The organism is Kitasatospora sp. NPDC089797 (genome assembly GCF_040684795.1).
Taxonomy (GTDB): Bacteria; Actinomycetota; Actinomycetes; order Streptomycetales; family Streptomycetaceae; genus Kitasatospora.
In genome coordinates this window covers 44,544-67,193 of the sequence record NZ_JBFBGS010000039.1, presented here as the reverse complement: position 1 = coordinate 67,193, position 22,650 = coordinate 44,544, and the positions used below count along the sequence as shown (strand labels likewise).

At 73.9% G+C, this 22,650-nt stretch carries 23 protein-coding genes; 12 read left to right on the top strand and 11 right to left on the bottom strand.

The window, feature by feature from the left end; genetic code table 11:
* Positions 1–55 precede the first annotated feature (55 nt).
* From AB0O91_RS28285 to AB0O91_RS28275, 3 genes are read left to right on the top strand one after another with little or no spacing between them, the layout of a single operon-like run.
* Positions 56–1,090, top strand: a complete 1,035-nt coding sequence (locus AB0O91_RS28285; protein WP_363438668.1) for a MoxR family ATPase — start codon at positions 56–58, stop codon at positions 1,088–1,090.
* On the top strand, positions 1,087–2,514 hold the full coding sequence (locus AB0O91_RS28280; RefSeq protein WP_363438665.1) for a DUF58 domain-containing protein: 1,428 nt from the start codon (positions 1,087–1,089) through the stop codon (positions 2,512–2,514). The genes AB0O91_RS28285 and AB0O91_RS28280 overlap by 4 nt, the downstream gene beginning before the upstream one ends.
* Positions 2,511–3,242, top strand: a complete 732-nt coding sequence (locus tag AB0O91_RS28275; RefSeq protein ID WP_363438662.1) for a hypothetical protein — start codon at positions 2,511–2,513, stop codon at positions 3,240–3,242. The genes AB0O91_RS28280 and AB0O91_RS28275 overlap by 4 nt, the downstream gene beginning before the upstream one ends.
* Positions 3,243–3,332: 90 nt before the next feature.
* Here AB0O91_RS28275 and AB0O91_RS28270 read toward each other — a convergent pair whose 3' ends face one another.
* Complete coding sequence (locus AB0O91_RS28270; RefSeq protein WP_363438659.1) at positions 3,333–3,623, bottom strand: ferredoxin; 291 nt, start codon at positions 3,621–3,623, stop codon at positions 3,333–3,335.
* Entirely contained in the window at positions 3,620–4,840 is a 1,221-nt protein-coding gene (locus tag AB0O91_RS28265) for a cytochrome P450 (RefSeq protein ID WP_363438656.1), read from the bottom strand. Before AB0O91_RS28265 ends, AB0O91_RS28270 begins: the two co-directional genes overlap by 4 nt.
* Positions 4,841–5,536: 696 nt before the next feature.
* Here AB0O91_RS28265 and AB0O91_RS28260 point away from each other — a divergent pair.
* From AB0O91_RS28260 to AB0O91_RS28250, 3 genes are all read left to right on the top strand, one after another.
* On the top strand, positions 5,537–6,622 hold the full coding sequence (locus tag AB0O91_RS28260; RefSeq protein ID WP_363438653.1) for an S-(hydroxymethyl)mycothiol dehydrogenase: 1,086 nt from the start codon (positions 5,537–5,539) through the stop codon (positions 6,620–6,622).
* A complete protein-coding gene (locus tag AB0O91_RS28255; RefSeq protein WP_363438650.1) occupies positions 6,619–7,257 on the top strand; it encodes an MBL fold metallo-hydrolase in 639 nt (212 codons plus the stop codon). The genes AB0O91_RS28260 and AB0O91_RS28255 overlap by 4 nt, the downstream gene beginning before the upstream one ends.
* Positions 7,258–7,320: 63 nt before the next feature.
* Positions 7,321–7,722 (top strand): TIGR03618 family F420-dependent PPOX class oxidoreductase, encoded by a 402-nt coding sequence (locus AB0O91_RS28250; RefSeq protein WP_363438647.1) that lies wholly within the window; start codon positions 7,321–7,323, stop codon positions 7,720–7,722.
* A 93-nt stretch (positions 7,723–7,815) separates the two neighbouring features.
* Here AB0O91_RS28250 and AB0O91_RS28245 read toward each other — a convergent pair whose 3' ends face one another.
* The 6 genes from AB0O91_RS28245 to AB0O91_RS28220 form a co-directional block, all read right to left on the bottom strand.
* Positions 7,816–8,220 carry an SRPBCC domain-containing protein gene (locus AB0O91_RS28245; protein ID WP_363438644.1) on the bottom strand — a complete coding sequence of 135 codons (405 nt, stop codon included), beginning with the start codon at positions 8,218–8,220 and terminating at the stop codon, positions 7,816–7,818.
* Entirely contained in the window at positions 8,217–8,531 is a 315-nt protein-coding gene (locus tag AB0O91_RS28240; protein WP_363438642.1) for a metalloregulator ArsR/SmtB family transcription factor, read from the bottom strand. Before AB0O91_RS28240 ends, AB0O91_RS28245 begins: the two co-directional genes overlap by 4 nt.
* Before the next feature lie 223 nt (positions 8,532–8,754).
* Complete coding sequence (locus AB0O91_RS28235; protein WP_363438639.1) at positions 8,755–9,291, bottom strand: RICIN domain-containing protein; 537 nt, start codon at positions 9,289–9,291, stop codon at positions 8,755–8,757.
* Positions 9,292–9,450: 159 nt separating this feature from the next.
* The gene (locus AB0O91_RS28230; RefSeq protein ID WP_363438637.1) at positions 9,451–10,491 is read right to left on the bottom strand and encodes an AraC family transcriptional regulator; all 1,041 of its coding nucleotides are present in this window, start codon (positions 10,489–10,491) and stop codon (positions 9,451–9,453) included.
* A gap of 446 nt (positions 10,492–10,937) precedes the next feature.
* A complete protein-coding gene (locus AB0O91_RS28225) occupies positions 10,938–12,200 on the bottom strand; it encodes a GNAT family N-acetyltransferase (protein ID WP_363438634.1) in 1,263 nt (420 codons plus the stop codon).
* A gap of 241 nt (positions 12,201–12,441) precedes the next feature.
* Complete coding sequence (locus AB0O91_RS28220; RefSeq protein ID WP_363438631.1) at positions 12,442–12,585, bottom strand: hypothetical protein; 144 nt, start codon at positions 12,583–12,585, stop codon at positions 12,442–12,444.
* A gap of 252 nt (positions 12,586–12,837) precedes the next feature.
* Between AB0O91_RS28220 and AB0O91_RS28215 the strand changes: the two genes are divergently transcribed.
* Together AB0O91_RS28215 and AB0O91_RS28210 are read left to right on the top strand one after the other, a co-directional pair.
* Positions 12,838–15,144: an NHL repeat-containing protein gene (locus tag AB0O91_RS28215; RefSeq protein WP_363438629.1), complete on the top strand. Its 2,307-nt coding sequence runs from the start codon at positions 12,838–12,840 to the stop codon at positions 15,142–15,144.
* Between the two features lie 146 nt (positions 15,145–15,290).
* Complete coding sequence (locus tag AB0O91_RS28210) at positions 15,291–16,391, top strand: glycosyltransferase family 2 protein (protein ID WP_363438626.1); 1,101 nt, start codon at positions 15,291–15,293, stop codon at positions 16,389–16,391.
* A 219-nt stretch (positions 16,392–16,610) separates the two neighbouring features.
* On the opposite strand, the gene AB0O91_RS28205 is transcribed toward AB0O91_RS28210, so the two are convergent.
* Both AB0O91_RS28205 and AB0O91_RS28200 read right to left on the bottom strand, forming a co-directional pair.
* On the bottom strand, positions 16,611–16,823 hold the full coding sequence (locus tag AB0O91_RS28205) for a hypothetical protein (RefSeq protein WP_363438624.1): 213 nt from the start codon (positions 16,821–16,823) through the stop codon (positions 16,611–16,613).
* A 241-nt stretch (positions 16,824–17,064) separates the two neighbouring features.
* A complete protein-coding gene (locus tag AB0O91_RS28200) occupies positions 17,065–17,298 on the bottom strand; it encodes a hypothetical protein (protein WP_363438621.1) in 234 nt (77 codons plus the stop codon).
* Positions 17,299–17,447: 149 nt separating this feature from the next.
* Here AB0O91_RS28200 and AB0O91_RS28195 point away from each other — a divergent pair, with 149 nt between their 5' ends.
* Together AB0O91_RS28195 and AB0O91_RS28190 are read left to right on the top strand one after the other, a co-directional pair.
* Positions 17,448–18,158, top strand: coding sequence for a helix-turn-helix domain-containing protein (locus tag AB0O91_RS28195; protein ID WP_363438619.1), 711 nt, complete (start codon positions 17,448–17,450; stop codon positions 18,156–18,158).
* Positions 18,159–18,171: 13 nt separating this feature from the next.
* Positions 18,172–19,581 (top strand): MFS transporter, encoded by a 1,410-nt coding sequence (locus AB0O91_RS28190; protein ID WP_363438616.1) that lies wholly within the window; start codon positions 18,172–18,174, stop codon positions 19,579–19,581.
* Between the two features lie 168 nt (positions 19,582–19,749).
* Here the strand turns inward: AB0O91_RS28190 and AB0O91_RS28185 are convergent, their stop codons facing one another.
* On the bottom strand, positions 19,750–19,998 hold the full coding sequence (locus tag AB0O91_RS28185) for a hypothetical protein (protein ID WP_363438613.1): 249 nt from the start codon (positions 19,996–19,998) through the stop codon (positions 19,750–19,752).
* A gap of 959 nt (positions 19,999–20,957) precedes the next feature.
* On the opposite strand from AB0O91_RS28185, the gene AB0O91_RS28180 reads away from it, so the two are divergent.
* Entirely contained in the window at positions 20,958–21,365 is a 408-nt protein-coding gene (locus AB0O91_RS28180) for a hypothetical protein (RefSeq protein WP_363438610.1), read from the top strand.
* 816 nt (positions 21,366–22,181) lie between these two features.
* Positions 22,182–22,592 (top strand): hypothetical protein, encoded by a 411-nt coding sequence (locus AB0O91_RS28175; protein ID WP_363438607.1) that lies wholly within the window; start codon positions 22,182–22,184, stop codon positions 22,590–22,592.
* Positions 22,593–22,650: the final 58 nt, after the last annotated feature.

Here is a 22,650-nt window from a genome sequence, read left to right as displayed (position 1 = left end):
CCGGCCCGCCGGCCGACCCCGTACCCAGCGACCGCATCGTTTCCGCAGGAGCGTCATGTCCGACCTTTCGACCAGCCCCCACGGCCCCGCCCACCCCGTGGCCCCGCCGCTGACCACGCCGCTGACCCCGCAGCAGGCCGGAGAGCGGGCCCGCGCGGTGATCGCGGAGATCGAACGGGCCGTGGTCGGCAAGCCCGAGGCGCTGCGCCTGGTGATGCTCGGCGCCCTGGCCGGCGGACACGTCCTGGTCGAGGACCTGCCCGGGCTCGGAAAGACCCTGCTGGCCCGCTCGTTCGCGACCACCCTCGGCCTGGACTTCCGCCGGATCCAGTTCACCCCCGACCTGCTGCCCTCCGACGTCACCGGCGCGCCCTTCTACGACCGCGCCACGGGCGAGATGGTGTTCCGGCCCGGACCGCTGTTCACCCAGCTGCTGCTGGCCGACGAGATCAACCGGACCCCGCCCAAGACCCAGGCCGCGCTGCTGGAGGCGATGGCCGAGGGCCAGGTCTCCGTCGACGGTGCCACCCGCCGGCTGCCGGACCCCTTCCTGGTCATCGCCACCGCCAACCCGATCGAGTACGAGGGCACCTACTCGCTGCCCGAGGCCCAGCTCGACCGCTTCCTGCTGCGGGTGCGGATGGGCTACCTCCCCACCGCCACGGAGGCGGCGATGCTGCGCGCCAGGATCGACCGGGCGACCCCCGAGCCGGTCCTGACGACCGTGGTCGGTCCGGCGGAACTGCTCGCCATGCGAGCCGCGGTGGAGCGGGTCGAGGTCGACGACGACCTGGTCGACTACGTGATCGCCTTGGTCGACGCCACCCGCAACGACCAGCAGATCCAGGTCGGAGCCTCGCCCCGCGGCGGCCTGGCGCTGATCCAACTCGCCCGCGCCAACGCCCTGGTGGAGGGCCGCGACTACCTCACCCCCGAGGACGTCAAGGCGCTGGCCGGCCCCGCCCTGGCCCACCGCATCACGCTCAAGCCGGAGTTGTGGGTGCGGCAGATCGAGGCGGACGACGTGCTGGCCCGGCTGATCGCCTCCGTCCCGGTGCCGCAGACGCTGCCCCGGGCGGTGGCCCCGTGAACCCCGCGCCGGGCCCGGCCGGCCACCCTGACGGCACGGACCACGGCGACCGCCCGGACCGCACAGACGGCGCCGACCGCCCGGACCACGGCGACCGCCTCGCCCGCCGGGCCCGCGACCTGGCCGTCGCCCGCAGCGTCCGGGCCACCGCCGCCGGACTGCCCGAGAACCCGCCCGCCCCGCACTGGCGGCCCGGCGAGCAGACCGTGCGCCTGCTCACGGTCGCCACCGTCGCGGCCGTCACCGCCCTGGCCACCGGCCACGCCTGGCTGCTCGCCCCGGCCGCCTTCGCCGCCGTCCTGCTGGTGCTCGCCGCACCCGGAGCCGGCCGCCCCACCCGGCTGTCCGCCGAGCACAGCGTCGAGCCGCGCCGCTGCTTCGAGGGCGAGCCCGTCACCGTCCGGGTCACCGTCACGCACGACGGCCGGATCGCCCCGCCCGAGCCCACCGTGGCGCTCGGCCCCGGCCTGGCCCTGGACGCCCTGACCGTCACCCCGACCGGCGTCGACCTCGTGCTGCGCGCCGACAGCTGGGGCCGCCGCCACCTGGGCGTCGTCGACCTCGACGTGCCCGACGCCCATGGCCTGAACCGCCGCACCGTCCGTACCGACCTCGGCACCGTCGACGTCTTCCCCGTCCCCGACACCGCCCGCCTCACCCCGATCCCGGTCCGTCTGCCCGAGCGCATCGGCGAGCACACCACCGCCCAGGAGGGCACCGGCATCGAGGTCATCGGCGTCCGCCCGCACGTGCCCGGCGAACGGCAGCGCAGGATCCACTGGCCCTCCACGACCCGCCGCGACGCCGTCCAGATCAACCAGTTCGCCGCCGAACGCGCCGCCGACGCGGTCGTCCTGCTCGACACCCTCGCCGACTACATCGACACCACCACCGGACGGCGCAGCCTGGACGAGACCCTGCGCGCCGCCACCGGCCTGACCCGCGCCTACCTGCGCCGGCACGACCGGATCGGCCTGCTCGCGGTCGGCGGCCGACTGCGCCTGCTCACTGCCGCCACCGGCGACCGGCAGCTCTACCGCATGGTGGAGAGCGTGCTGGAGGTCCGGCAGGACCGCCCCCCGCGCGGCCCGCTGCCACCCCTGCCGCTCGCGGCCCTGCCCGGCCACGCCCTCGTCTACGCCTTCACCCCGCTCGCCGACCAGCGCATCCTGGACGTCCTCGGCCGGATCGGCGAACGCGGGAACCCGCTCGTCGTGGTGGAGATCCCGGCCGGGGAACCGACGCCCCGCCCCGACGACGAGGTCGACGCCCTCGCCCTGCGCCTGTGGCGCGCGGAACGCGAGGCGATGCGGGCCACCCTGCGCGGCCGGGGCATCCCGGTGGTGGCCCACACGCCCGGCGAGACCCTGGACCTGGCCCTCGGGCCGCTGCTGCGCCGCCGCATCATGGGAGCCGGCCGATGACCCCGTCCCCGACGACCGATCCGGCCCGCGACGCCGGCCCTGCCCGTCAGGCCCATCCGGCCCGTCCGGAGCGTCCGGCCCGCAGCGCCCGTCCGGCCGGTCCGCTGCGCACGGTGGCCGGCCCGGCCCGCGCCGCCCGTGCGGTCCGCGACGGCCGTACGGCCCGCGACACCGACCGGTCCGCGCTCCTCGAACGGGCGGTCCTGCGCGGCAGCGGCGTCGCGCTCGCCCTCGCCGCCGCGGGCACCGGCAGCGGCACGCTCACCGACCGCCTGGGGCCGGCCTTCCTGCTGCCGGTCGCCGTCCTCGCGCTGTGGGCCGCCGTGCCCGGACCGGAGGGCCCGCCGCCCCGGAGGCACTGGGCCGCGCGGCTGTCCGCCGCCCGCACCACCCTGCTCGCCGCCGGAGCCGTCCCGCTCGCCGCCCTCGGCACGCCGACCTGGTGGCGGGCGCTCGCGGTGACCGTCCTGCTGGCCGGCTACCTGCTGCTGCTCGACGCGCTCGGCCCGCGCCGCCCGAGTATCCGGCCCGCCGCCGCGGCCGCCGCCCTCACCGCCTCGCTGCTGGTCCTCCCGCCGGCCTTCGTCCCCAGTGCGGCGGGCGAGTGGTCCCGGCCGTTCGCACTGCTGGGCCTGGCCGCGGCCGCCGTCGGGGTGGGCCTGGCCCTGCGGTCGGAGCGGACCCCGCCCGCGGACCGGACCGACGACGGCGGCCCGGCCGCGGGCTGAGGCCGAGCGAGGCCCGTCCGGGCCGTCCCGGTCCCGCCTGCTGCGCCGTGGGCAGCAGGCGGCGCCGGGACGGCTCAGGCCGGTCGGTCCCTAGTCGGGCGGGGCGATCCGGTGGCCGCCGCGGGCCGAGTGCAGGGTGAGCGCCTCGACCGGGCAGAACTCCACCGCCTCGGCCAGGCCGTCCGTCAACTCCGCGCCGCCGTCGGCGTACCCGGCCACCGCCAGGGCCTGGCCCTCGGGGCCGAGCGCCAGCGACCCGGGGGCGCTCAGCGCACACATCCCGGAGCCGATGCAGCGGTCCAGGTCGACCCGGACCAGCACCGGTTCCGCGGCGGGACCGGCCGCCGGATCCGCCTCCGTCGCCCCGCCGGAGCCCGTCACCAGCTGACCTGGAGCGTGTTGGGGCTGCGGGTGAGCAGGCCGCGCCGCCAGTCGATGCCGTCGACCGGGTCGGCCAACCGCAGCGAGGGCAGCCGGCGGGCCAGCCGGTGCAGGGCGAGTTCGAGCTCCATCCGGGCCAGCCAGGCGCCCAGACAGTGGTGCGGTCCGGCGCCGAAGGTGAGCATCGGCGCGGCCAGCGGGGAGAACAGCTCGGTGCGGAGGTCCCCGGTGAAGACCTCCGGGTCCTGGTTGGCGGCGGCCGCGTCGGCGGCCACCACGCTGCCGGCCGGGATCACCACCCCGCCGATCTCCACGTCCTCGACCGTGCGGCGCAGCAGCCCGGGCAGGTGCTCGCGGGTGTCGCCGAGCGGTACGGCGCGCAGCAGCTGCTCGGTCGCGACGGCGGCGCTGGCCTCGTCGGAGGCGAGCCGCTGCCAGGCCTCCCGGCCGTCGGCCAGCAGGTAGACCAGGGCGTTGCCGAGGCTGGTCATGGTCGTCTCGTGCCCGGCCACCACCAGGCCGATGACCAGGGTGATCAGCTGCCCCTCGGTGATCGAGCCGTCCTCGGCGGCGGCCGCGAGCAGGCTGCTGACCAGGTCGTCGCCCGGGTCGGCGCGGCGCTCGGCGATCACCCCGGCGCCGAAGACGGCGAACTCGCCCATCGCGGTGGCGATCGCCTCGGCGCTGTAGGCGGTGGCGGAGAGCGCGTGGTCGCTCCAGTGCTCCAGCCGCTTGGAGTCCAGGTTGTCCAGGCCCATCAGGCGGCTGATCACCGCGACCGGCAGCGGCCGGGTGTAGGAGGCGACGATGTCGGCGGGGGAGCCGTGGTCGATCAGTTCGTCGATCAGCGACTCGATCACCGAGGCGACCCAGGGCTTCCAGCGGGCGATCGCCCGCGGGGTGAACGCCCGCTGCACGGTGCGGCGCAGCCGCTGGTGCTCGACGCCGTCGATGTTGAGCATGCTCTGCGGGTCGTCCAGCAGGTTGGGCGTCGTGGTGAGCGGCGGCGCGCCCGGCGCGTAGAGCGGGGCGCGGCCCAGCCGCGGGTCGGTGAGCACCTGCCGGACGTCGGCGTGCCGGCTGACCAGCCAGACGGGGGTGCCGGTGGGCAGTGCCGCGAGCCTGGGCGGGCCGGGTTCGACGTGCCGCAGGCAGTGCAACGGGGGGAGCGGGGCGGTGCCGGTGCCGGCACCGGTCGCGCTGTTCTCGGTGGACATCCGTACTCCAGACTCCAGGGCAGGGACCGCTCTGGGCGGCCCGACGGGGGGTGGATCCGGGGTTCGTGCGGGGACTGGCGGTTCGGCCGGGGCGGCTCGACTCAGGGCCGGCGGTGCGGCGGTGCTGGTGTGCGGTGGTGTCGGGGTGCGGTGGTTCGGCTGTGCGGTGGTACGGCGGTGCGGTGGCACCGGGGTGTGCCGGTGCCGGGGTGCGGCGGTAACGGGATCCGGTGCTTCCGCGCTGCGGTCGTAGCGGGGAGGCTGCCCGCGCGGGGGCGCGGGCCCCTGCGCGGGATGGCGCGAAACGTGCGGGGGCGTACGGTCGGTACGCACCTGGCACGAGCGGCGCGCGGCGGCGTGCCGTCAGGTGGGGCGGATGTGCTGAGCGTGGTCACGCGGACCGTCTCTGCTACGACCGTACGTGGACGGCGGGGCGCCCGTCTGCGGCACTTCCAGCCAACGGTGACGCTTTCCGGGCAGTTCGTTGCACGCTGACGGGCGCTCAGCGGCGCCCGCGCGCCCCTGGTGTCCGGCCGGCTCCGCGGACCCGCCGGGGCGGCGCTCGAACGGGTGGGCGCTACCCTTCGTAGGCAGTCCTTCGGCGGTGCTCCTAGAGTTCTCCCGCAGACCCTCTGCAGTCGTTTGTCGCAGGTCACGCCGGTGCAGAGGCGCATCGGCCGACGGAGGTGGAATCGGATGGCCCAGCAGGTCAAGGCAGTCATCGCGCGCGCCAAGGGCGCACCCGTGGAGGTGACCACGATCGTGGTGCCGGACCCGGGGCCGGGCGAGGCGGTGGTGCGGATCCAGGCGTGCGGCGTCTGCCACACCGACCTCCACTACCGGGAGGGCGGCATCAACGACGAGTTCCCGTTCCTGCTCGGCCACGAGGCCGCGGGCATCGTGGAGTCGGTCGGCGAGGGCGTCACCGAGGTCGAGCCCGGTGACTTCGTCGTCCTCAACTGGCGCGCGGTGTGCGGCCAGTGTCGCGCCTGCAAGCGCGGCCGCCCGCAGTACTGCTTCAACACCCACAACGCGAAGCAGAAGATGACGCTGCTGGACGGCACCGAGCTGTCCCCGGCGCTGGGCATCGGCGCCTTCGCCGAGAAGACCCTGGTCGCGGCCGGGCAGTGCACCAAGGTCGACCCGGCCGCCGAGCCGGCCGTGGCCGGCCTGCTGGGCTGCGGCGTGATGGCGGGCCTCGGCGCCGCGATCAACACCGGCAACGTCGGCCGCGGCGACACCGTCGCCGTGATCGGCTGCGGCGGCGTCGGCGGGGCCGCCGTGATGGGCTCCCGGCTGGCGGGCGCGTCGAAGATCATCGCGGTGGACATCGACGACCGCAAGCTGGAGACGGCCCGCACTCTCGGCGCCACCCACACCGTCAACTCCCGCACCACCGACCCGGTCGAGGCGATCCGCGAGCTCACCGGCGGCAACGGCGCGGACGTCGTGGTGGAGGCCGTCGGCCGCCCCGAGACCTACCGGCAGGCCTTCTACGCCCGCGACCTCGCCGGCACCGTCGTCCTGGTCGGCGTCCCCACCCCGGAGATGACCCTCGAACTGCCGCTGCTGGACGTCTTCGGCCGCGGCGGCGCGCTGAAGTCCTCCTGGTACGGCGACTGCCTGCCCTCCCGGGACTTCCCGATGCTGATCGACCTCTACCTCCAGAAGCGCCTGGACCTGGGCGCCTTCGTCACCGAGACGATCGAACTCGACGCGGTGGAGCAGGCCTTCGAGCGCATGCACCACGGCGACGTGCTCCGTTCGGTGGTGGTCCTGTGACCGCCCCCGGCGCCCGGATCGACCGGCTGGTCACCGCCGGGACCTTCGAGCTCGACGGCGGCAGCTGGGAGGTGGAGAACAACGTCTGGATCGTCGGCGACGACGAGGAGGCGGTGGTGATCGACGCCGCGCACGACGCCGGGGCCATCGAGGCCGCGCTCGGCGGGCGCCGGCTGCTGGCGATCGTCTCCACCCACGCCCACAACGACCACATCGACGCCGCCCCGGCCCTGGCCGAGCGCACCGGTGCGCCGATCCTGCTGCACCCGGACGACCTCCCGCTGTGGAAGCTCACCCACCCCGAGCGCCTCCCGGACGGCGAACTCGCCGACGGGCAGCGGATCGAGGTGGCCGGCACCGAGCTGACGGTGCTGCACACCCCGGGTCACGCCCCGGGCGCGGTCTGCCTGTACGCGCCCGGGCTGGGCACCGTGTTCACCGGCGACACCCTGTTCCACGGCGGGCCCGGCGCGACCGGACGCTCCTTCTCGCACTTCCCGACCATCATCGAGTCCATCCGCGAGCGGCTGCTGTCGCTCCCGGCCGACACGGTGGTGCGCACCGGCCACGGCGACCCGACCACCATCGGCGCCGAGGCCCCGGCCCTGCCGGAGTGGATCGCCCGCGGCCACTGAGGCCGACCGGCGGTACGGCCCCCGGGGAGTCGAACCCTCCCCGGGGGCCGTACGATCGCGATCATGGCCCACGACCCGCGCGACCTCGACGACGCCTTCCTCGCCTTCTGGCGCGAGCGGCACATCGCCACCCTGACCACCACCCGTCCCGACGGCACGCCGCACGTGGTGCCGGTCGGCGTGACCTTCGACCCGGCGACGGCCACCGCCCGGGTGATCACCAGCCGCTCCAGCCGCAAGGCCCGCAACGTGGCGGCCGCCGGAGCGGACGGGCTGCGGGTCGCGGTGTGCCAGGTGGACCGGGCCCGCTGGTCGACCCTGGAGGGCGTCGCGGTCGTGCGCGAGCTGCCCGAGCAGGTCGCCGACGCCGAGCGGCGCTACGCCGAGCGCTACCGCCCGCCCCGGGAGAACCCGGAGCGGGTGGTCATCGAGATCGCCGTCGAGCGGGTCCTCGGCCGGGCCTGATCCCGGTCCCCTTCCCCGCCGACCGGGTCCCCTTCCCCGCCGACCGGGTCCCCTTCCCCGCCGACCGGGTCCCCTTCTCCGCCGGTGCGGCCCTCACTCCGCCAGCGCGGGTGCGATCCGGCGCAGCACCGACGGCCAGCCCTGCCCCATCCCCTGGTGGGCCTGCCGGCCCATCGGGGTGTCCAGGTCGAACCCGGCGTGCTCCAGCAGCAGCCGGGTCCCGTGGCCCTCGGGCACCAGCCGCCAGGTCACGGTGGTGTCCAGCGTCCCGGCGGCGAAGCTGTACCGCAGCAGCCGCTCCACCTCCACCTCGACCACCTCGCAGGGCTGCTGCCCGAACGGCCCCATGTCCAGGGTGAACCGGTGCCCCACCACCGCCTTCACGTCCCCGGCGGCCCACCAGCGGGCGTGCAGCTCCGGGTCGGTCAGCGCCTCCCACACCCGCGCGGGCGGGTGGGGCAGGAACTCGTCGCAGTGGATCGCGGCCTTCTCGGTCATGAACTCTCCTCGTCCAGGAGCTCGCGCAGCGAACGCATCCGCGTCCGCCAGTACCGCTCGAATGGGTGGAGCCACTCACCGACCTCGGCCAGCGGGCCGGGCTCCAGATGGTAGTAGCGGTGCCGGCCGCGGGGTTCCTCCCGCACCAGCCGGGCGTTCCTCAGCACCGCCAGGTGCTCGGAGACGGCCGGCCGGCTGAGCTCGAACTCCCCGGCCAGCTCCCCGGCCGCCCGGGGCCCCGCCTGGAGGCTCTCCAGCAGTTTCCGCCGTACGGGGTTGGCCAGCGCGCTGAATACGTCGACATCCGCCATGCCTCCACCATGCGTCGGAGACTCCCGACATGTCAACTTCTTCCGACGGATGGAGCTGCCACGCAGTCCGACGCGCCCGGCGCGTCCGACGGGCGCTGCGGGCGGCCCGGGCCCGTCCGTCCCGCCGTACCCCTGCCCTACGGCCCCGGCGGTGATGTCCCGGGGGCACACCAACGCGAACCGCCCGCCGGCCTGGGCCGACGGGCGGTTGTGGGGATGCGGATCAGTAGATGGTCCAGTACTGGTCGGCGAACGACGCGCAGTCGTACTGGAACGCGCCGCTTCCGTTGGCAGTGCCCTGCACCACCAGACACTTGCCGCTGTTCATGTTCCGGAGCTGGTAGGCGTCGCTCCAGGAGGTGGGCGTCAGGGTCCAGTACTGGTCGGCGAACGACGCGCAGTCGTACTGGAACGCGCCGCTTCCGTTGGCACCGCCCTGCACCACCAGACACTTGTTGCTGTTCACGTTCTGGAGCTGGTAGGTGTTGGTCCACGCGGTGGGGACCAGGCTCCAGTTCTGGTCGGCGAACGACGCGCAGTCGTACTGGAACGCGCCGGCGTTGTTCGCGGTGCCCTGCGCCACCAGACACTTGTTGCTGTTCGCGTTCTGGACGTGCATGCCGCCGGCCGTCAGCGAGGCCGGCTGCTTACCGTCGGCGGCCGAGGCCGGCCCTGCCATCCCCAGGAACGCGGACGCGGCGAGAGCCGCCGTCACGAGGGCCGAACCGGCCCGATTGGCCTTGCCCGCAAGTCGAAGCATGTGCCCCTCCCCTTTCTCGGAGCGCCGAAACACGTCGGCGCAGGTCCCGAACGGCGCCGGCCCCCGTGCAGAGGATCGGCGGCCTGACATCTCCCCAATTTTCTTGCCAGGCCGTCCCGTTCGCTGTCCATGGTGCGCGGCGGGCCGGTCGCGAACTCCTCATTGCGTCGCCGACTCTGCGCTCTCCGTCGCTTCTGCGGCAGGCCCGCTCGGCGCCCCGCGGCGGTGTTCACGCGGGGTGAGACCGTAGGCGGCCTTGAAGGCGCGCCCGAAGTCCGAGGCGCGCAGGAGGCCGCAGCGGGCGGCGACGACGTGGATGGGCAGGGCGCGCAGCGCGGGGTCGGCCAGGTCGCGATGTGCCTTGGCCATCCGTTGGCTGCGGATGTAGGCGGCAACGGTCTGGCCGTGGGAGTGCCGGGTGAACAGGCGGTGCAGGTGGCCGACGGAGACGTGGTGCGCGGCGGCGGCCACCGGCGGTGTCAGATCGGGGTCGTGCAGGTTGCGCCTGATGAACGCCCGGACGCTCTCGACCACGGCCCGCTGGCGGGCTTCCTCGGGCAGCACGTCGTCGTCGTCGAGTTCCCTGGCGACCCATGCCGCCGTCAGGTCGACCACGAGCGCTCCGAGCCGGGACGCCTCCGCCGGCTTCAGTGAGGCGGCCTGGCGGTCCAGGCTGAGGAGGAAGTCCGCCAGCACCGCCCCGGTGCCCTCCCGCGCGGTGAGCCTGCGCCCGAGCAGATCGCGCAGCCGGTCGGGTGGCACGGGGAACGATGAGATGGGCAGGTCGATGCTGATCCCGGCGACCCGGGGCTCCTCGTGCGCGGTGGACGGGAGCCCGAAGAAGCGCCCGTCGTACGGGTGTGAGCTGTCGATGAGCGACAGGTCGCCGACGCCCGAGGCCACGGCCTGGTCCCGGCCCCGCGCGAGGAGGTGGTTTCCGGCTGTCAGCAGGGTCAGGTGGTACAGCTCCTGGTCGGAGGTCCGGATCATGCGCTCGCTCCGCCTGAACCGCGCCGACGGGAACGACGTCGCCATCAGCATGACCGGCCCCAGATGGGACAGCCGTAACCCCGCGGTGAAAGTGTCACCGTGCGCGCTGGTCGCCTCGGCCACCCTCGTCCGCCCCACCAAGTCCCGCCAGCGCTCGAAGCGTTCCTGTGGCGACAGGCCGTCGTCCACCGTCGTGCTCTGCGTCCCCACGCACATCCCCCCTTGTCTCCGGGCCGTTCCGGACCGAACCGGCAGGCCCCCCGAAGTCATCATCTGTGGAGCGGGCGACCCCTCCAAGACACAACCAGGACAAGGGAGGTTCGTGGCAGAACGGAATGACGCGCTCCTGGCTTGCCTCTCTTGGTACGCACCCCCAAGCCCGGGGGCGGCCGAGGCGAGCCCTCGGCCGCAGCAGTCACCGGCGCCCCGCACGACGTGACGTCGTCGCCGACCCGCTGGCGGGCCGGCAGGGGAGACCCGAAGGCCGACGCCGTCAGCCGTCAGCCGTCAGCCGTCAGAGGAGGCCTCGGCCCCGGCATCAGACGCAGGAGGCCGGCAGATCCCGGCGGACGGGTGCCCGCACCCTGCGGGTGGGAGCCCGCCCGCGCGCCGTCGGCTGATCGTTCGAGGCGGCGGGGCGGCGGGGCTGCTCCCGGTCAGAACTCGTCGTGGGTGAACGGCAGGAACTCGGTGTGCAGCGCGGCGTCGAGCTGCTGGAGTACGCCCGGCACGTGCTCGGTGACGAGTCCGGCGCGGGCGAGGTGTCGCAGCCGGGTGCCGCCCAGGTAGCAGGCGGCCAGGTCGCGGATGTCGAGTGCGAGGTCCGCCGGGTCGGTGGTCGGTTCGCACCGGGTGCCGTTCGGTGGGCCGGCCGGGTCGGTGGTCAGCCGGAACCGGCCGTGGTTGGCGGGGATCATCCCGTCGCGCACCTCCAGGACGAGGTCGACGGGTCGGGCCCAGGCCCGGGCGGTCAGGGCCGCCCGCAGGTCCACCAGGCGCAGCCACAGTGCCGGGAACTGCCGGGTGACACGGACCTGGTCGGGGTCGGCGGCGATGAGCGGCAGCGGGTCGTCGGCCGGTCGGGCCCAGGCCCGTACCCTGCCGGTGAGGTCGATGGAGGCGAGGTAGCTCCACAGGGCCGCCGTCACGGGGGCGGTGTCGGCCTCCAGTTCGTAGACCTGGACGAGCCCGGGGGCGCCGTCGTCGTCGCCGCGGGTGCGGTAGATCGCGTAGCCGGCGCACGGGTCGCCGCCCGACCCCGACACGACGATGCGCGGGGGGCTGAGCTCGTCGTCGTCCTCGTCCTCCTCGGGCAGGACGTGTTCGCGCCACCAGAGGCGGTCGCGGGCCGGGCGCCCGGCCCGCCGGGAGCGGCTCGCCTCGTAGCGGGGGCCGAGCAGTGCGGGTGCCTGCGCGGGGTCCAGCAGGCGCAGCGGTCCGGGGTCGGGCGCGATGCGCAGGGCCAGTGGCCGGGTGGAGTCGATCTCCACGGTGGACAGGTGCGTGGCCGCGCCGAAGCCGTAGCGGCCGTAGATGGCAGCCTCGGAGGCCCACAGTGCGGCGAGCGGGCGGCCCTGGGCGGCGCAGTCGCGCCACAGCTGTGCCATCAGCGCCGAGAGCACGCCACGGCGTCGATGGGTGGGCGCCACGCAGACGAACGTCAGTCCGGCGCAGGGCAGTTGGCCGCCGGGGACGGAGAGGTGCAGCCGGTGGGCGGCGAGCAGGCCCACCAGGTGGTCCTGCGTGTAGGCGCCGAGCCGGTCGCAGCGTTTCAGTGACCTTCGGTACCGATCGCGCTCCTCCTTGTCGTAGGTCTCGTGGAAGACCAGGGAGGCGAGGTCGAGGGCGCGGTTGAGGTGCGCGTCGGGGACCTCGCGGATCTGCGGCGCCGGGGGCGTGATCGCGTGTGGCGTGCTCACTCCACGGGATGATAGCGGTCCGTCCGGCTCCGTCGGCACGGTCACTTCCAGCCATGCGGCACCTCAACCGGACTGGTGGGCACCCGTGTTCGGGTCGTCGACGGATGGTCCGTCCCGCCCGGCCCGGCACCGGTGCTCCCGTGGTGCACGCACGCCGTGCGCGCCCGCACCGGGCAACCGTCCCGCGTCGAGCAGTCCGGCGCCCGGCGGCCGACGGCCGGCCCGATCCTCGCGGCTTCGATCAGGCCGCGAGGACCTCGAGGCGTTCGACAAGGCGGCCTCCGCCGAAGCGGGCCCCGGCGTGGACGAGGGCGGCGAGGGTGGCGAGGCCGACGAGGACGGCGGTGCGGGGTTCCGGCCAGCCGGTGCGCCGGGACCGTCCCAACGGGTGGACACCGCTGGCGGGTTCCGTCCGGACGGCGGGGTGTCGGTGGCACCACTGGTGTTCGCAGCCCCCGTGCGTGCCTGCCGTCGCGGTCCGGAGCGGCGATCCGGACACTCGTCGTCCTGTCCGGTACTGGGCTGGAAGGCCCCGGGAGTGCGCTGGTTAGGCTCGGGGGGCTCTGGACCCGCCCCATTCCACCCGTGCGGCCCGTCCGCGTGCGGTGTGCCGTGCCCGACGACGGGAGAAGCACAGATGGCAGACGATTCGAGTTCCGGACGCGGACCGCAGCCCGACGGCCTGCTGCAGGGCGCCATCGCCACGGTGGCGGGCAACGGCGCCGCTGGTTACGGCTCCGACGGCGGGCCCGCCACCGCCACCCAGCTCTACACCCCCTACGGCGTGGCCGTCGACGGTGCGGGCAACCTCTACATCGCCGACTACAACAACCAGCGGATCCGCAAGGTGACCCCCGGCGGGATCATCACCACGGTCGCCGGCAACGGCGTCGCGGGTTACGGCTCCGACGGTGGACCGGCCACCGCCACCCAGCTCTACGGCCCCAACGGTGTGGCCGTCGACGGCGCGGGCAACCTGTACATCGCCGACTACAACAACCAGCGGATCCGCAAGGTCGACACCGAGGGCATCATCACCACGGTTGCGGGCAACGGCACCGCCGGGTACGTCTCGGACGGCGGGCCGGCCACCGCCACTCCGATCTACTACCCGCACAGCGTGCTGGTCGCGGCCGACGGCAGTCTCTACTTCAGTGAGTGGTACGGCCAACGGGTCCGCAAGGTGGATCCCAGAGGGATCATCACCACGGTCGCGGGCAATGGCACGGCCGGCTACCGCTCCGACGGCGGGCCCGCCACCGCCACCACTCTTTCCTACCCGTCCGGGATCGCGCTGGACGCGGCCGGGAACCTGTACATCGCCGACTACGGCAACCAGCGGATCCGCAAGGTCGACGTCAAGGGCATCATCACCACGGTGGCGGGCAACGGCATCGCGGGCTACGGCTCCGACGGCGGACCGGCGACCGCCACCCAGCTCTACAGTCCCGCGGACGTCGCGCTGGACACGGCCGGGAACCTGTACATCGCCGACTACAACAACCAGCGGATCCGCAAGGTCGACGCCAAGGGACTCATCACCACGGTGGCGGGCAACGGCATCGCGGGCTACGGCTCCGACGGCGGGCCCGCCACCGCCACCCAGCTCTACAACCCGTCCGGGGTCGCACTGGACGCGACGGGCAACCTCTACATCGGTGACACCTACAACAACCGGGTCCGCGGGGTGAGCGCGGTGGCCGACATGACCCCGCCCGCGCAGCCCGCCGCCGACCTGTACGGCGAGGCCGTCCACCCGCACGCGGTCCAGCGCGGGCAGCAGTTCGACCTCGGCGCCCGGATCAAGAACCGCGGGCCCAACCCGGTGGACGGGCAGTACGTCACCGTCGTACTGACCCTGCACGAGGGACTGGAGGGCGGGCCCGGCAGCACCGGCCGGCGGCTGAGCCGCACCTTCGCCGGCCAGCAACTGCTGCCCGACCAGGGGTCGTTGGACGGCGTCTTCCGGGTCACCACGGCCGGAGACACACCGGCCGGGCGCTACGAGTCCACCCTGGAGATCCAGTACAGCGGCGAGATCGACCACAAGGACGCCGTGGTGAAGCTCCCGGTGACGGTGGTCGTCCCGGAGCCGGTCGGGGACGAGACGGCGCTCACCATCATCCAGGACACCGTGCCGCTCGCCGCACCGGGCCAACCGAGCGTCCTCACCGTCAAGTTCACCTCCGCCACCGGTCAGCCGGTGAACCCCGGGGTGATCTCCCAGCGCTTCACCGCCCCCGACGGCTTCCTCTTCACTGGGAACCCCGGCTACGCCTACTACGACACCATCCACGGCGTGCTCGGCGGCGAGCTCGACCACACCATCGTGGACGCCGGCCGCACCCTGCTGATCAGCTCCGACCCGCACCTCAACACCACCAGCAGCGACACCGGCTCGCTGGTCTACACGATCCCGGTGCGCGCCCGCGCGGACGCCCGGACGGGCCGGTACTGCGACGGCTCGGCGAGCATCGGCCACCACACGCCGGTCCAGCTCTGCGGCCGGGTCGCCGACGGCACGCTGCGGGCCTCGATCGACCCGAAACCCCTGTCCGGGCCCGCCGTCGCGGGCCAGGAACCGTGGATCTACCCGCCGTTCGTCATCCGCAACACCGGGACGCTCACCATCGGCACGATCGAGGTGGTCCTCACCGCGCCCACGGGACTGGTCTTCACCGAGGACCGGGTGGCCTTCACCCGCTGGGCCGACGAGCAGCACGAGCGGACCGCCGCCGGCGTGCGGTCGGCCGACCGGCGCACCCTGACCTGCCCCGCCGTGCGGTTGGACCTGCTGCCCGCCCCCGACGCGTGGGTGTCGCTCTACCCCGCCCTGGCGATCGAGGCGACGGCCCCGGCCGGACCGGCGCCGGTCGGCATCCAGCTGGGCGAGCCGGCCTTCGCCGCCGCGCGGGACGTCATCGCGATCCAGCCCCCCGCCTGACCCGGACCCTGACCTGGTCCCTTACCCGGGCGCGGACCTCACCCGGCCCCTTACCCGGGCCCGGACCTCACCCGGGCCCGGGCCCACGAGCGGGTGCCGCCCGGCACCCGCTCACCGCGCTCAGTCCCTCCCGAGGAGCCCCCCGCATGCGCCGGCCCCGTGCCGTCCCCCGCCCGCGACAACGCACCGGCAACCCGGCCGCCCGGGTGGTGGCGCTGATCCCCGCCCATGACGAGGCCGACCGGATCGCCGCCGCGATCGCCGCGCTGCGGGGCCAACTGCGGCCGCCGGAGCGGATCGTGGTGGTGGCCGACAACTGCACCGACGGGACCGCCGACGCCGCCCGGGCGGCCGGCGCCACCGTGCTGGAGTCCCGGGACAACCGGCACCGCAAGGCCGGCGCCCTCAACCAGGCGCTCGATCCGCTGCTGGCCGGGCTGGACGCGGACGACCTGGTCCTGGTCCAGGACGCCGACACCATCCTGTGGCCGGGCTTCCTGGCCAGCGCCGTCGCCGCGATGGACGGCACGGTCGGCGCCGTCGGCGGCATCTTCTACGGCGAGCCGGGCGGCGGCCTGCTCGGCGCGCTGCAGCGGATCGAGTTCCACCGCTACGCCCGCGAGATCGCCCGCCGGGACTACCGCGCCGACGTGTTGACCGGCACCGCCACGCTGTTCCGGGCGGCCACCCTGCGGGAAGTCCGCCAGGCCCGGCTGGACGGGCTGATCGGCGGCGGCAGCTCCTACTACTCGCTCGCCTCGCTCACCGAGGACGACGAGATCACCAAGGCGGTGCGCACCCTGGGCTACCGCACGCTCTCCCCGCCCGGCTGCGGCGTGGTGACCGAGGTGATGACCACTCTGCCCGCGCTGTGGCACCAGCGGTTGCGCTGGCAGCGCGGCGCCCTGGAGAACCTGCGCGACTACGGCTGGACGCCGGTGACCGCGCCCTACCTGCGCCGGCAGGCGTTCATGGGGCTGTCGGTCGTCTTCCTGGCGCTCTACCTGGTCTTCACCGGCTGGATGCTGGCCCGCGGCAGGCCCCGGTTCTCCCGGTTCTGGCTGGCCGTCGGCCTGCTCTTCGTCCTGGAGAAGGTCGTCACCGCGCGCCGCGCCGGCTGGCGGTGCCAACTGCTGGCCGCCACCCTCGGCATCGAGCTGGCCTACGACGCGTTCCAGCACGCCGTCTACCTGCGCGCGCTGTGGGACACCCTGCGCCGCGGCGAGCAGCAGTGGCGCGCCACCTGACGCCGGAAGGGAACGGATCGCGTGTACGGAGGACTACCGCCGGCCGGGGCGCTCGGCGCGGGCGGGGCGTCGGTGCTCTCACTGAAGGGTCTGACGCGCCCCGGTTCGGGTTTCCAGGCGCTTGCCACCGTGGTCGCGGCGAGCACGCTGGTCATGGCCGGGGCCTCGCTCAGCAGGCTGCTGCCGCCCCGGCGGCAGCTGGCGCGGGCCCTGCGGCCCTCACGCCTGCGGCAGCCGGACGAGCGGCTGCTCGGCGCGGGCGTCGAAGCGGGCCCGGGCGAGGCGGACGGCGCGCGCGTGCTCGAGCGGCCGCTCGGCGACCACGGTGCTCAACCGGCCGGCCGCACCGTCCTCGTCGGCCAGCGGGCAGCGCACCCCGGTCGGCCCGGCCGGGTGGACGGCCCGGCCGACCGGGCCGTCGCGCCCCAGCATGCGCGGGGTCCGAGTGAGCGTCCTCCGGGCGATCCTGTCGAGGACACGGCGCAGCACGGTGAGCTGCAGCGGCTGCGTTGAACGGTCGAGGACGGGCAGCGCGTGGAGCGGCCCGGAGGATGCCGAGCGCGCCGGGGACGTCGCCGCGCGGGTCGGGTTGGCGGCTGCGCGCCGGTGGGCGGTGCGGCCTGGCCGAGACGGCTCGGTCGTTCCCATGGTGTCGGCCTGGTCATCGCAGGACTCACCGGGGGACCTGACCCTGGTCGGCCGCAACGTCCTCAAGCAGTGGGCTCACGGCACCCATCTGTACGACGCGATCGACGATGAGGAGAACCTCGCCGCAGCGTAACGCGGCCACTCCTGTCGTCGTGCCGGGGTGGTGCTTCCCGGACGCTGGTCGGTAGCCCTGGCGCTCCCTGTACGGGCGTTCGTCCTCCGCCGCCTCAGCCAGGACCCGGACCAGTGCTGTGTTCATCCGTCAGGTCACCCGGACCGGCCCGTCCCGCCGTTCCAGGAGGTGCGCCCGGATGTCAGCACGACCGGCCCGACCAGCCCGTCCACTTTCCCAAGACTCCTTGGCAAAGGAGTCTTGCCAAAGAACTCTTGGGAATCTACGTTGCTGCCATGAGCGCCACCCCGAACCACCCCGAACCCGCCGACCGCCCCTGGCCGATGGGCCCCAACCCGGGCGGCGAAGTCCTTCTGGACGCCCGCAGCCTGCGCGGTCTGGCCCACCCCCTGCGGGTGAAGCTGCTCGGCCTGCTGCGGAGCGACGGACCGGCCACCGTCACCCGGCTGGCGGAACGCGCGGGCATCAGCACCGCCTCGGCCAGCTACCACGTGCGCCAGCTGGCCGCGTACGGCTTCGCCGAGCCCGACCCCCGCCCGTCCGGCCGCGAGCGCTGGTGGCGGGCCGCGCACCAGACCACCCGCGTGCACACCGAGGACTTCGCCGACGTCGAGTCCGCCGCGCTGGCCGGCGCCTACCTGCAGAACGTCGCCGACTACTACGCCGAACAGACCCGCGCCGCCATCGCCGAGATGCACCTGCTGCCGACCGCGTGGCGGGAGGCCAGCAGCACCAGCGACTTCGCACTGCGACTGACAGCCGAGGAACTGGAGTCACTGGTCTCCGACCTCTTCGAGGTGATCGGGCGCTACCACCGCGACGACCCGGACACCGCCGCAGCCCACGACCCGGACACCGCCCCCGTCGTCCTGCAGCTCCAGGCCTTCCCGCGCCCCGGGACACTCACCGGCCCGACGCCCACGCCCGCCGGACCCCCGCCCGCCGACCAGCCCTCCGACCGAACGTCCCCGCACCGGCCGGAGTGACGAAAGGACCGCAATGCCCTCCCGGAAGCCCGTCGCCGACCCCTCGGCCCCCCAGGGCCACCGACGCTCCTCGCTGCACGGACTGCTCGCCGCGTACACCGTCTCACTGTTCGGCACCCGGCTGACGATGATCGCGCTGCCCTGGCTGGTCCTCGCGACCAGCGGCAGCGCCGCCCAAACAGGCCTGGTCGCCTTCTGCGAGGCGGTCCCGCTGGTGATCGGCAAAACCCTCGCCGGACCGCTGATCGACCGGGTCGGCTCCCGCCCCTTCGCCGTCCTCGCCGACCTGGTCAGCGCGGTGGTGGTCGGCCTGGTCCCGCTCTGCTACTGGCTGGACGCCCTGCCCTACGGGGCACTGCTGATCCTCGCCGCGGCCATCGGCCTCGCCCGCGGCCCCGGCGACGTCGCCAAGCGCACCATGACCCCTGAGGTCGCCGAGCAGGCCGGCATCCCACTGGAGCGTGCCAGCGGCCTGGTCGGCACCCTGGAACGGCTCGCCGGCACCGCCGGCCCGGCCGCCGCCGGAGCACTGATCGCGGTACTCAGCCCGCTCTGGGCGATGACCGCCAACGCGCTGTGCTTCGTGCTCTCCGCCGCCCTCATCGCACTGACCGGCCCGCGCGGCGGCACCCGGCCGCAGCACGCCGGAGAACCGGGCGAAGCGACGGACGGGGAAGCCGAGTCGGAGCGCTACCTCGACCGGCTCCGGGCAGGCATCCGCTTCCTGCACCAGGACCGGCTGCTGCGCTCGATCGCCGTGATGCTCAGCGTCACCAACCTGGTCGACGCGGCGTACGGATCGCTACTGATCCCGGTGTGGGCCAAGGAGTACGGGGGCGGCCCGGCCGCGATCGGCGCGCTGGGCTCGGTGTTCGGCATCGCCGCGGTCGGCGGTTCGGCGCTCGCCACCGCCTTCGCGGAGCGGCTGAAGCGCCGCCCGACCTACGTGATCGCCTTCCTGATCGCCGGCCCGCCGCGGTTCCTGGTGATGGCCTTCCACCTGCCGCTCTGGGCGGTCCTGCTGGTCGCCGTCGGCGACGGCCTGGCCATCGGCTTCGTCAACCCGATCCTCAACGCCGTGATGCTGGAACGGATCCCGCGCCCGCTGCTCGGTCGGGTCTCCGCGCTGACCGACTCGGCCGGGTCGGTCGGAGTCCCGCTCGGCCCGATGCTGGCCGGCGCCGCCGTCACCGCAGTCGGCCTGGTCCCGGTCCTGTACTCCTGCGCCGGCCTCTACCTCGCCAGCACCGTCCTGCCAGCACTGCGACCGCACTGGCGCGAACTGGACGAGCGGCGCCCCACCGCCGGCCCGGTCGCAGCCTCGGACACGTCTTCTGACGCTTCATCAGGTAACACTCGCGAACCCGGACCTGTCACCACCACAGCTACTGCCGCCCAAACTGCCCCCGCGACCTCCGCATAACGTCGATTCCGCCGCACTCGAGCCGGGCACTGACCTGGTCGGCGTGCCGGCCGCGCACCCGGGTGTACTCGTGGTGGCGGCTGCCGGTGCGGGCCCGGGCGCGACGGCAGATGGCCACCGGCGGAGCCGCTGTCCGGGCCGGTGACTTCGGGCCGATGGAGGTGCGGTTCAGTGGACCTTGTCGAGGGTGACGTCGTCACCGCTGAGCCAGCCGGGAATCCGTGTGACGAGGGGTGCGACGACACCCGGGAAGGTGCCGCACCGAACTGGTCCGCTGCGGACCGCGCCGCCGGCGGCCCACCAGTCGACCACACCCACCCCGTCATGGTCGCCCACCGCGAAGACGGTGGTGTGCGCGTGCTCGATCTCGGCCTGGCTCTCCTCTGGTGGGGTCGAGGCCCTCTCTTTCTGGATCACTGGGCAGCGGGGGCTACCGTCTTCATGAGAGGCCTGTCCGAGCCGTCTTCTAGGGTTCACACCGGTGAGGCCGATGGGTCGGCAGGAAGGCAAGGGGATGACTGAGGCGTGGAATCGACTTCGGGCGATCATGGGGGAGCCGCTCTACGCCCAGTCCTGGGTTCCGTGGGACCTGGCGCCCGTTGAGGTGGGTTTCCAACTCCCCTCGGATTAACGGGCGTTCATCGACCTGTACGGCGGGGTGGTGCTGAACGGAGAGTGGGGTGTGTACACCCCGACATCGGAACTGCGCGGCATGGAACCGAGTGGTCTGGCCTGGTGGCGCGACGACACCGACATCAGCTTCCGAGACCAGGTCGAGGGCGAGGAGTGCTACTGGAATCCGCCGGGCGCCACTCCGGTCTTCCCGAGCCCGGGCGGCCTGCTGCCCTGGGGGTGGAACAGTAACCACCACGAATGCTGCTGGCGCACGGTCGGGCCAGAGCGGGGACGGCCTCGGAGCGCACGACGACATCGCCCTGCCGTGCGCCTTCGATCAGGTACTCCTTGTGGACGCCGCGCTCGGTGACGCCTTCGGTGTCGAGGAAGAAGACCTTCAGCCCGCGCCCGCGGGCTCGGGTCTGGGTCAAGGACCACGGTGGCTCCCTGGCGGCGCCGGCGCAGGCCTCGGTCGGAGGCCCCGCCGTGCCCCCGCCCGAGTCCGGGCAGCAGAGCCCGGTACTCTGGCCGCCCGGTTCCACCGGGCCGGCGGTCGTGACCGACGTACCAAGGGATGTGGAGCATCATCCGAGCTGACAACCCGTCGGCTCGACACGTCCCGAGGGGTCGGACGGGAGCGCTGGTGGAAGTCGGGCGAGCCCGCCGAGCGCGGGCGGGACCGCACCTTGTGACACCGCCATGGCCGCACGGCCAACGATCAGATCGGGGCAGCACGCTTGAAGCCGGTGAGGGTGTATCCGTTGTTCCAACGCCTGGTCATCGTGGCGGTGGGAACGGTGTTCTTCCTGTTCTCCGTGGCAGGCATCGCGCTGGAGCCGATCGGCGCCAAGATCATGTACGCGGTCATCCTGGTCCTCTCCGCTGTCTGGACCCACCAGGGTGCCCGGATCGGCCTGGTGATCGGCCCGGACGGCATCGTCGAACGCTCGATGGGCCGACCACATCGCGTCGGCTGGGCGGACATCGCGGAGGTGGCTGTCGCGAGCCCGCCGAACCCCGGCCCGGGCGTCTCGATGATCGTGCTGCGCCTGCGGGACGGCCGCGCGATACAGCTCCGCGGAACCGCGCGCTACGGGAAGAACAGCGCAGAGGACATCGAACGCCGCCTGAACGCCTTCCGCTCCGCCGCAACCGGCCCGACCGCCTGACGCCGAACCACGGCCGAGGCGCGCTTCGGCCGCTCCGGTGGTCGACCCCGGCGGCGGGCGCAGCAGCACCGAGGACGGCCACCCGGCGCACAGCAGACACCGCCGCAGCAGGCCCGGACGGCGACCGGCACCGGCACCGGTCGGCGCGCGTCGATCCGCAGCCGGTCCGTCCAGCCCCGAAGCCGCGCCCCGCCTCGGGTCGGCACCGCAGTCCGCCCCGCGGTGCCCGTAGGGCAGACTCCAGCCACGACCGGTCCGGTCCATGCCTTCTCCTGCTGTACCCCTACCGCGCTGGCGGGTTCGCGTGCAGGTGACTCACCGTCGCTCAGCCGAGGCCGGCGGAGGCCAGGGCCACCGCCGGTACCAGGTGTGGAACGGCTCCCAGACACTGCCCGGCCTTCATGCCCGGGTCGGACACCGAGCCCGTGTCGGCCGGGGTCGGCAAGTCGGTGCCGATGGGCGCATCCACCGCCGCGCTCGGAGAGGGCATGGTCGCGATGGATCCGCGGCGGGCGTGCGACGCGCCCGGCGGTCACCCAGCACGAGGTCGACCAGTGGCTCACCGAAGGCCGCAGCACCCGCTACGACCTACGCGACTTCCTCATCTGGGCCAACCGCCGCGGCCATGCCCGCGAGCTCACCGTCCCCGTCCGGCCCCGGCCCGATCCGGCCGCACTCGACGACGACTCGCACTGGGAGATCCTCCACCGGTGCCTGGCCGACACCGCGCTGCCGCTCGACGTCCGTGCCGCCGGCGCCCTGCTCTACCTCTTCGGACTGGAACTCACCCGGATCGCCGCACTTCCCACCGAAGCCGTGACCGTTCACGGCAACGACACCGTCCTCGTCCTCGACCGCGTCCCCATCCGCCTGCCCGAGCCCGTGGCCTGGCCTCTGACCGAACTCACCAACCAGCCGACGCCACCGGGCTGGGTCGCCAACCACCCGGACCACTGGCTCTTCCCCTCCACCGAACCCGGACGCCACCTCAGCGGAGGACGGCTCGGGCGCCGCCTCGCAGCTCACGGCATCCCCAACCGCCCCGCCCGGGCCACCGCCCTCGTCCAACTCGCCCAGGACATGCCCCCAGCCGTCCTCGCTCCCATGCTCGGCCTCCACACCAATACCCTGGTGAAGCGGCGCCGCCGCGCCGCCACCGACTGGACCGCCTACCTCGAAGGTCGTCGCACCAGCCGGGAACCGGGAGACGATACGGCCGGGCCCTGATGGCCTGGCCGTTGTCCCACTCCGTTCCTTCTCCAGGTCAGGTGCCGTCTTCAAGGGG

What these genes read in the sequence shown, in the direction of transcription:
- AB0O91_RS28285 (WP_363438668.1), top strand. Translation starts at nt 56, where the DNA reads ATGTCCGACCTTTCGACCAGCCCCCACGGCCCCGCCCACCCCGTGGCC.
- AB0O91_RS28275 (WP_363438662.1), top strand. Translation starts at nt 2,511, where the DNA reads ATGACCCCGTCCCCGACGACCGATCCGGCCCGCGACGCCGGCCCTGCC.
- AB0O91_RS28265 (WP_363438656.1), bottom strand. Translation starts at nt 4,840, where the DNA reads ATGTCCACCGAGAACAGCGCGACCGGTGCCGGCACCGGCACCGCCCCG.
- AB0O91_RS28260 (WP_363438653.1), top strand. Translation starts at nt 5,537, where the DNA reads ATGGCCCAGCAGGTCAAGGCAGTCATCGCGCGCGCCAAGGGCGCACCC.
- AB0O91_RS28250 (WP_363438647.1), top strand. Translation starts at nt 7,321, where the DNA reads ATGGCCCACGACCCGCGCGACCTCGACGACGCCTTCCTCGCCTTCTGG.
- AB0O91_RS28245 (WP_363438644.1), bottom strand. Translation starts at nt 8,220, where the DNA reads ATGACCGAGAAGGCCGCGATCCACTGCGACGAGTTCCTGCCCCACCCG.
- AB0O91_RS28240 (WP_363438642.1), bottom strand. Translation starts at nt 8,531, where the DNA reads ATGGCGGATGTCGACGTATTCAGCGCGCTGGCCAACCCCGTACGGCGG.
- AB0O91_RS28235 (WP_363438639.1), bottom strand. Translation starts at nt 9,291, where the DNA reads ATGCTTCGACTTGCGGGCAAGGCCAATCGGGCCGGTTCGGCCCTCGTG.
- AB0O91_RS28215 (WP_363438629.1), top strand. Translation starts at nt 12,838, where the DNA reads ATGGCAGACGATTCGAGTTCCGGACGCGGACCGCAGCCCGACGGCCTG.
- AB0O91_RS28210 (WP_363438626.1), top strand. Translation starts at nt 15,291, where the DNA reads ATGCGCCGGCCCCGTGCCGTCCCCCGCCCGCGACAACGCACCGGCAAC.
- AB0O91_RS28205 (WP_363438624.1), bottom strand. Translation starts at nt 16,823, where the DNA reads ATGCTGGGGCGCGACGGCCCGGTCGGCCGGGCCGTCCACCCGGCCGGG.
- AB0O91_RS28200 (WP_363438621.1), bottom strand. Translation starts at nt 17,298, where the DNA reads ATGAACACAGCACTGGTCCGGGTCCTGGCTGAGGCGGCGGAGGACGAA.
- AB0O91_RS28195 (WP_363438619.1), top strand. Translation starts at nt 17,448, where the DNA reads ATGAGCGCCACCCCGAACCACCCCGAACCCGCCGACCGCCCCTGGCCG.
- AB0O91_RS28190 (WP_363438616.1), top strand. Translation starts at nt 18,172, where the DNA reads ATGCCCTCCCGGAAGCCCGTCGCCGACCCCTCGGCCCCCCAGGGCCAC.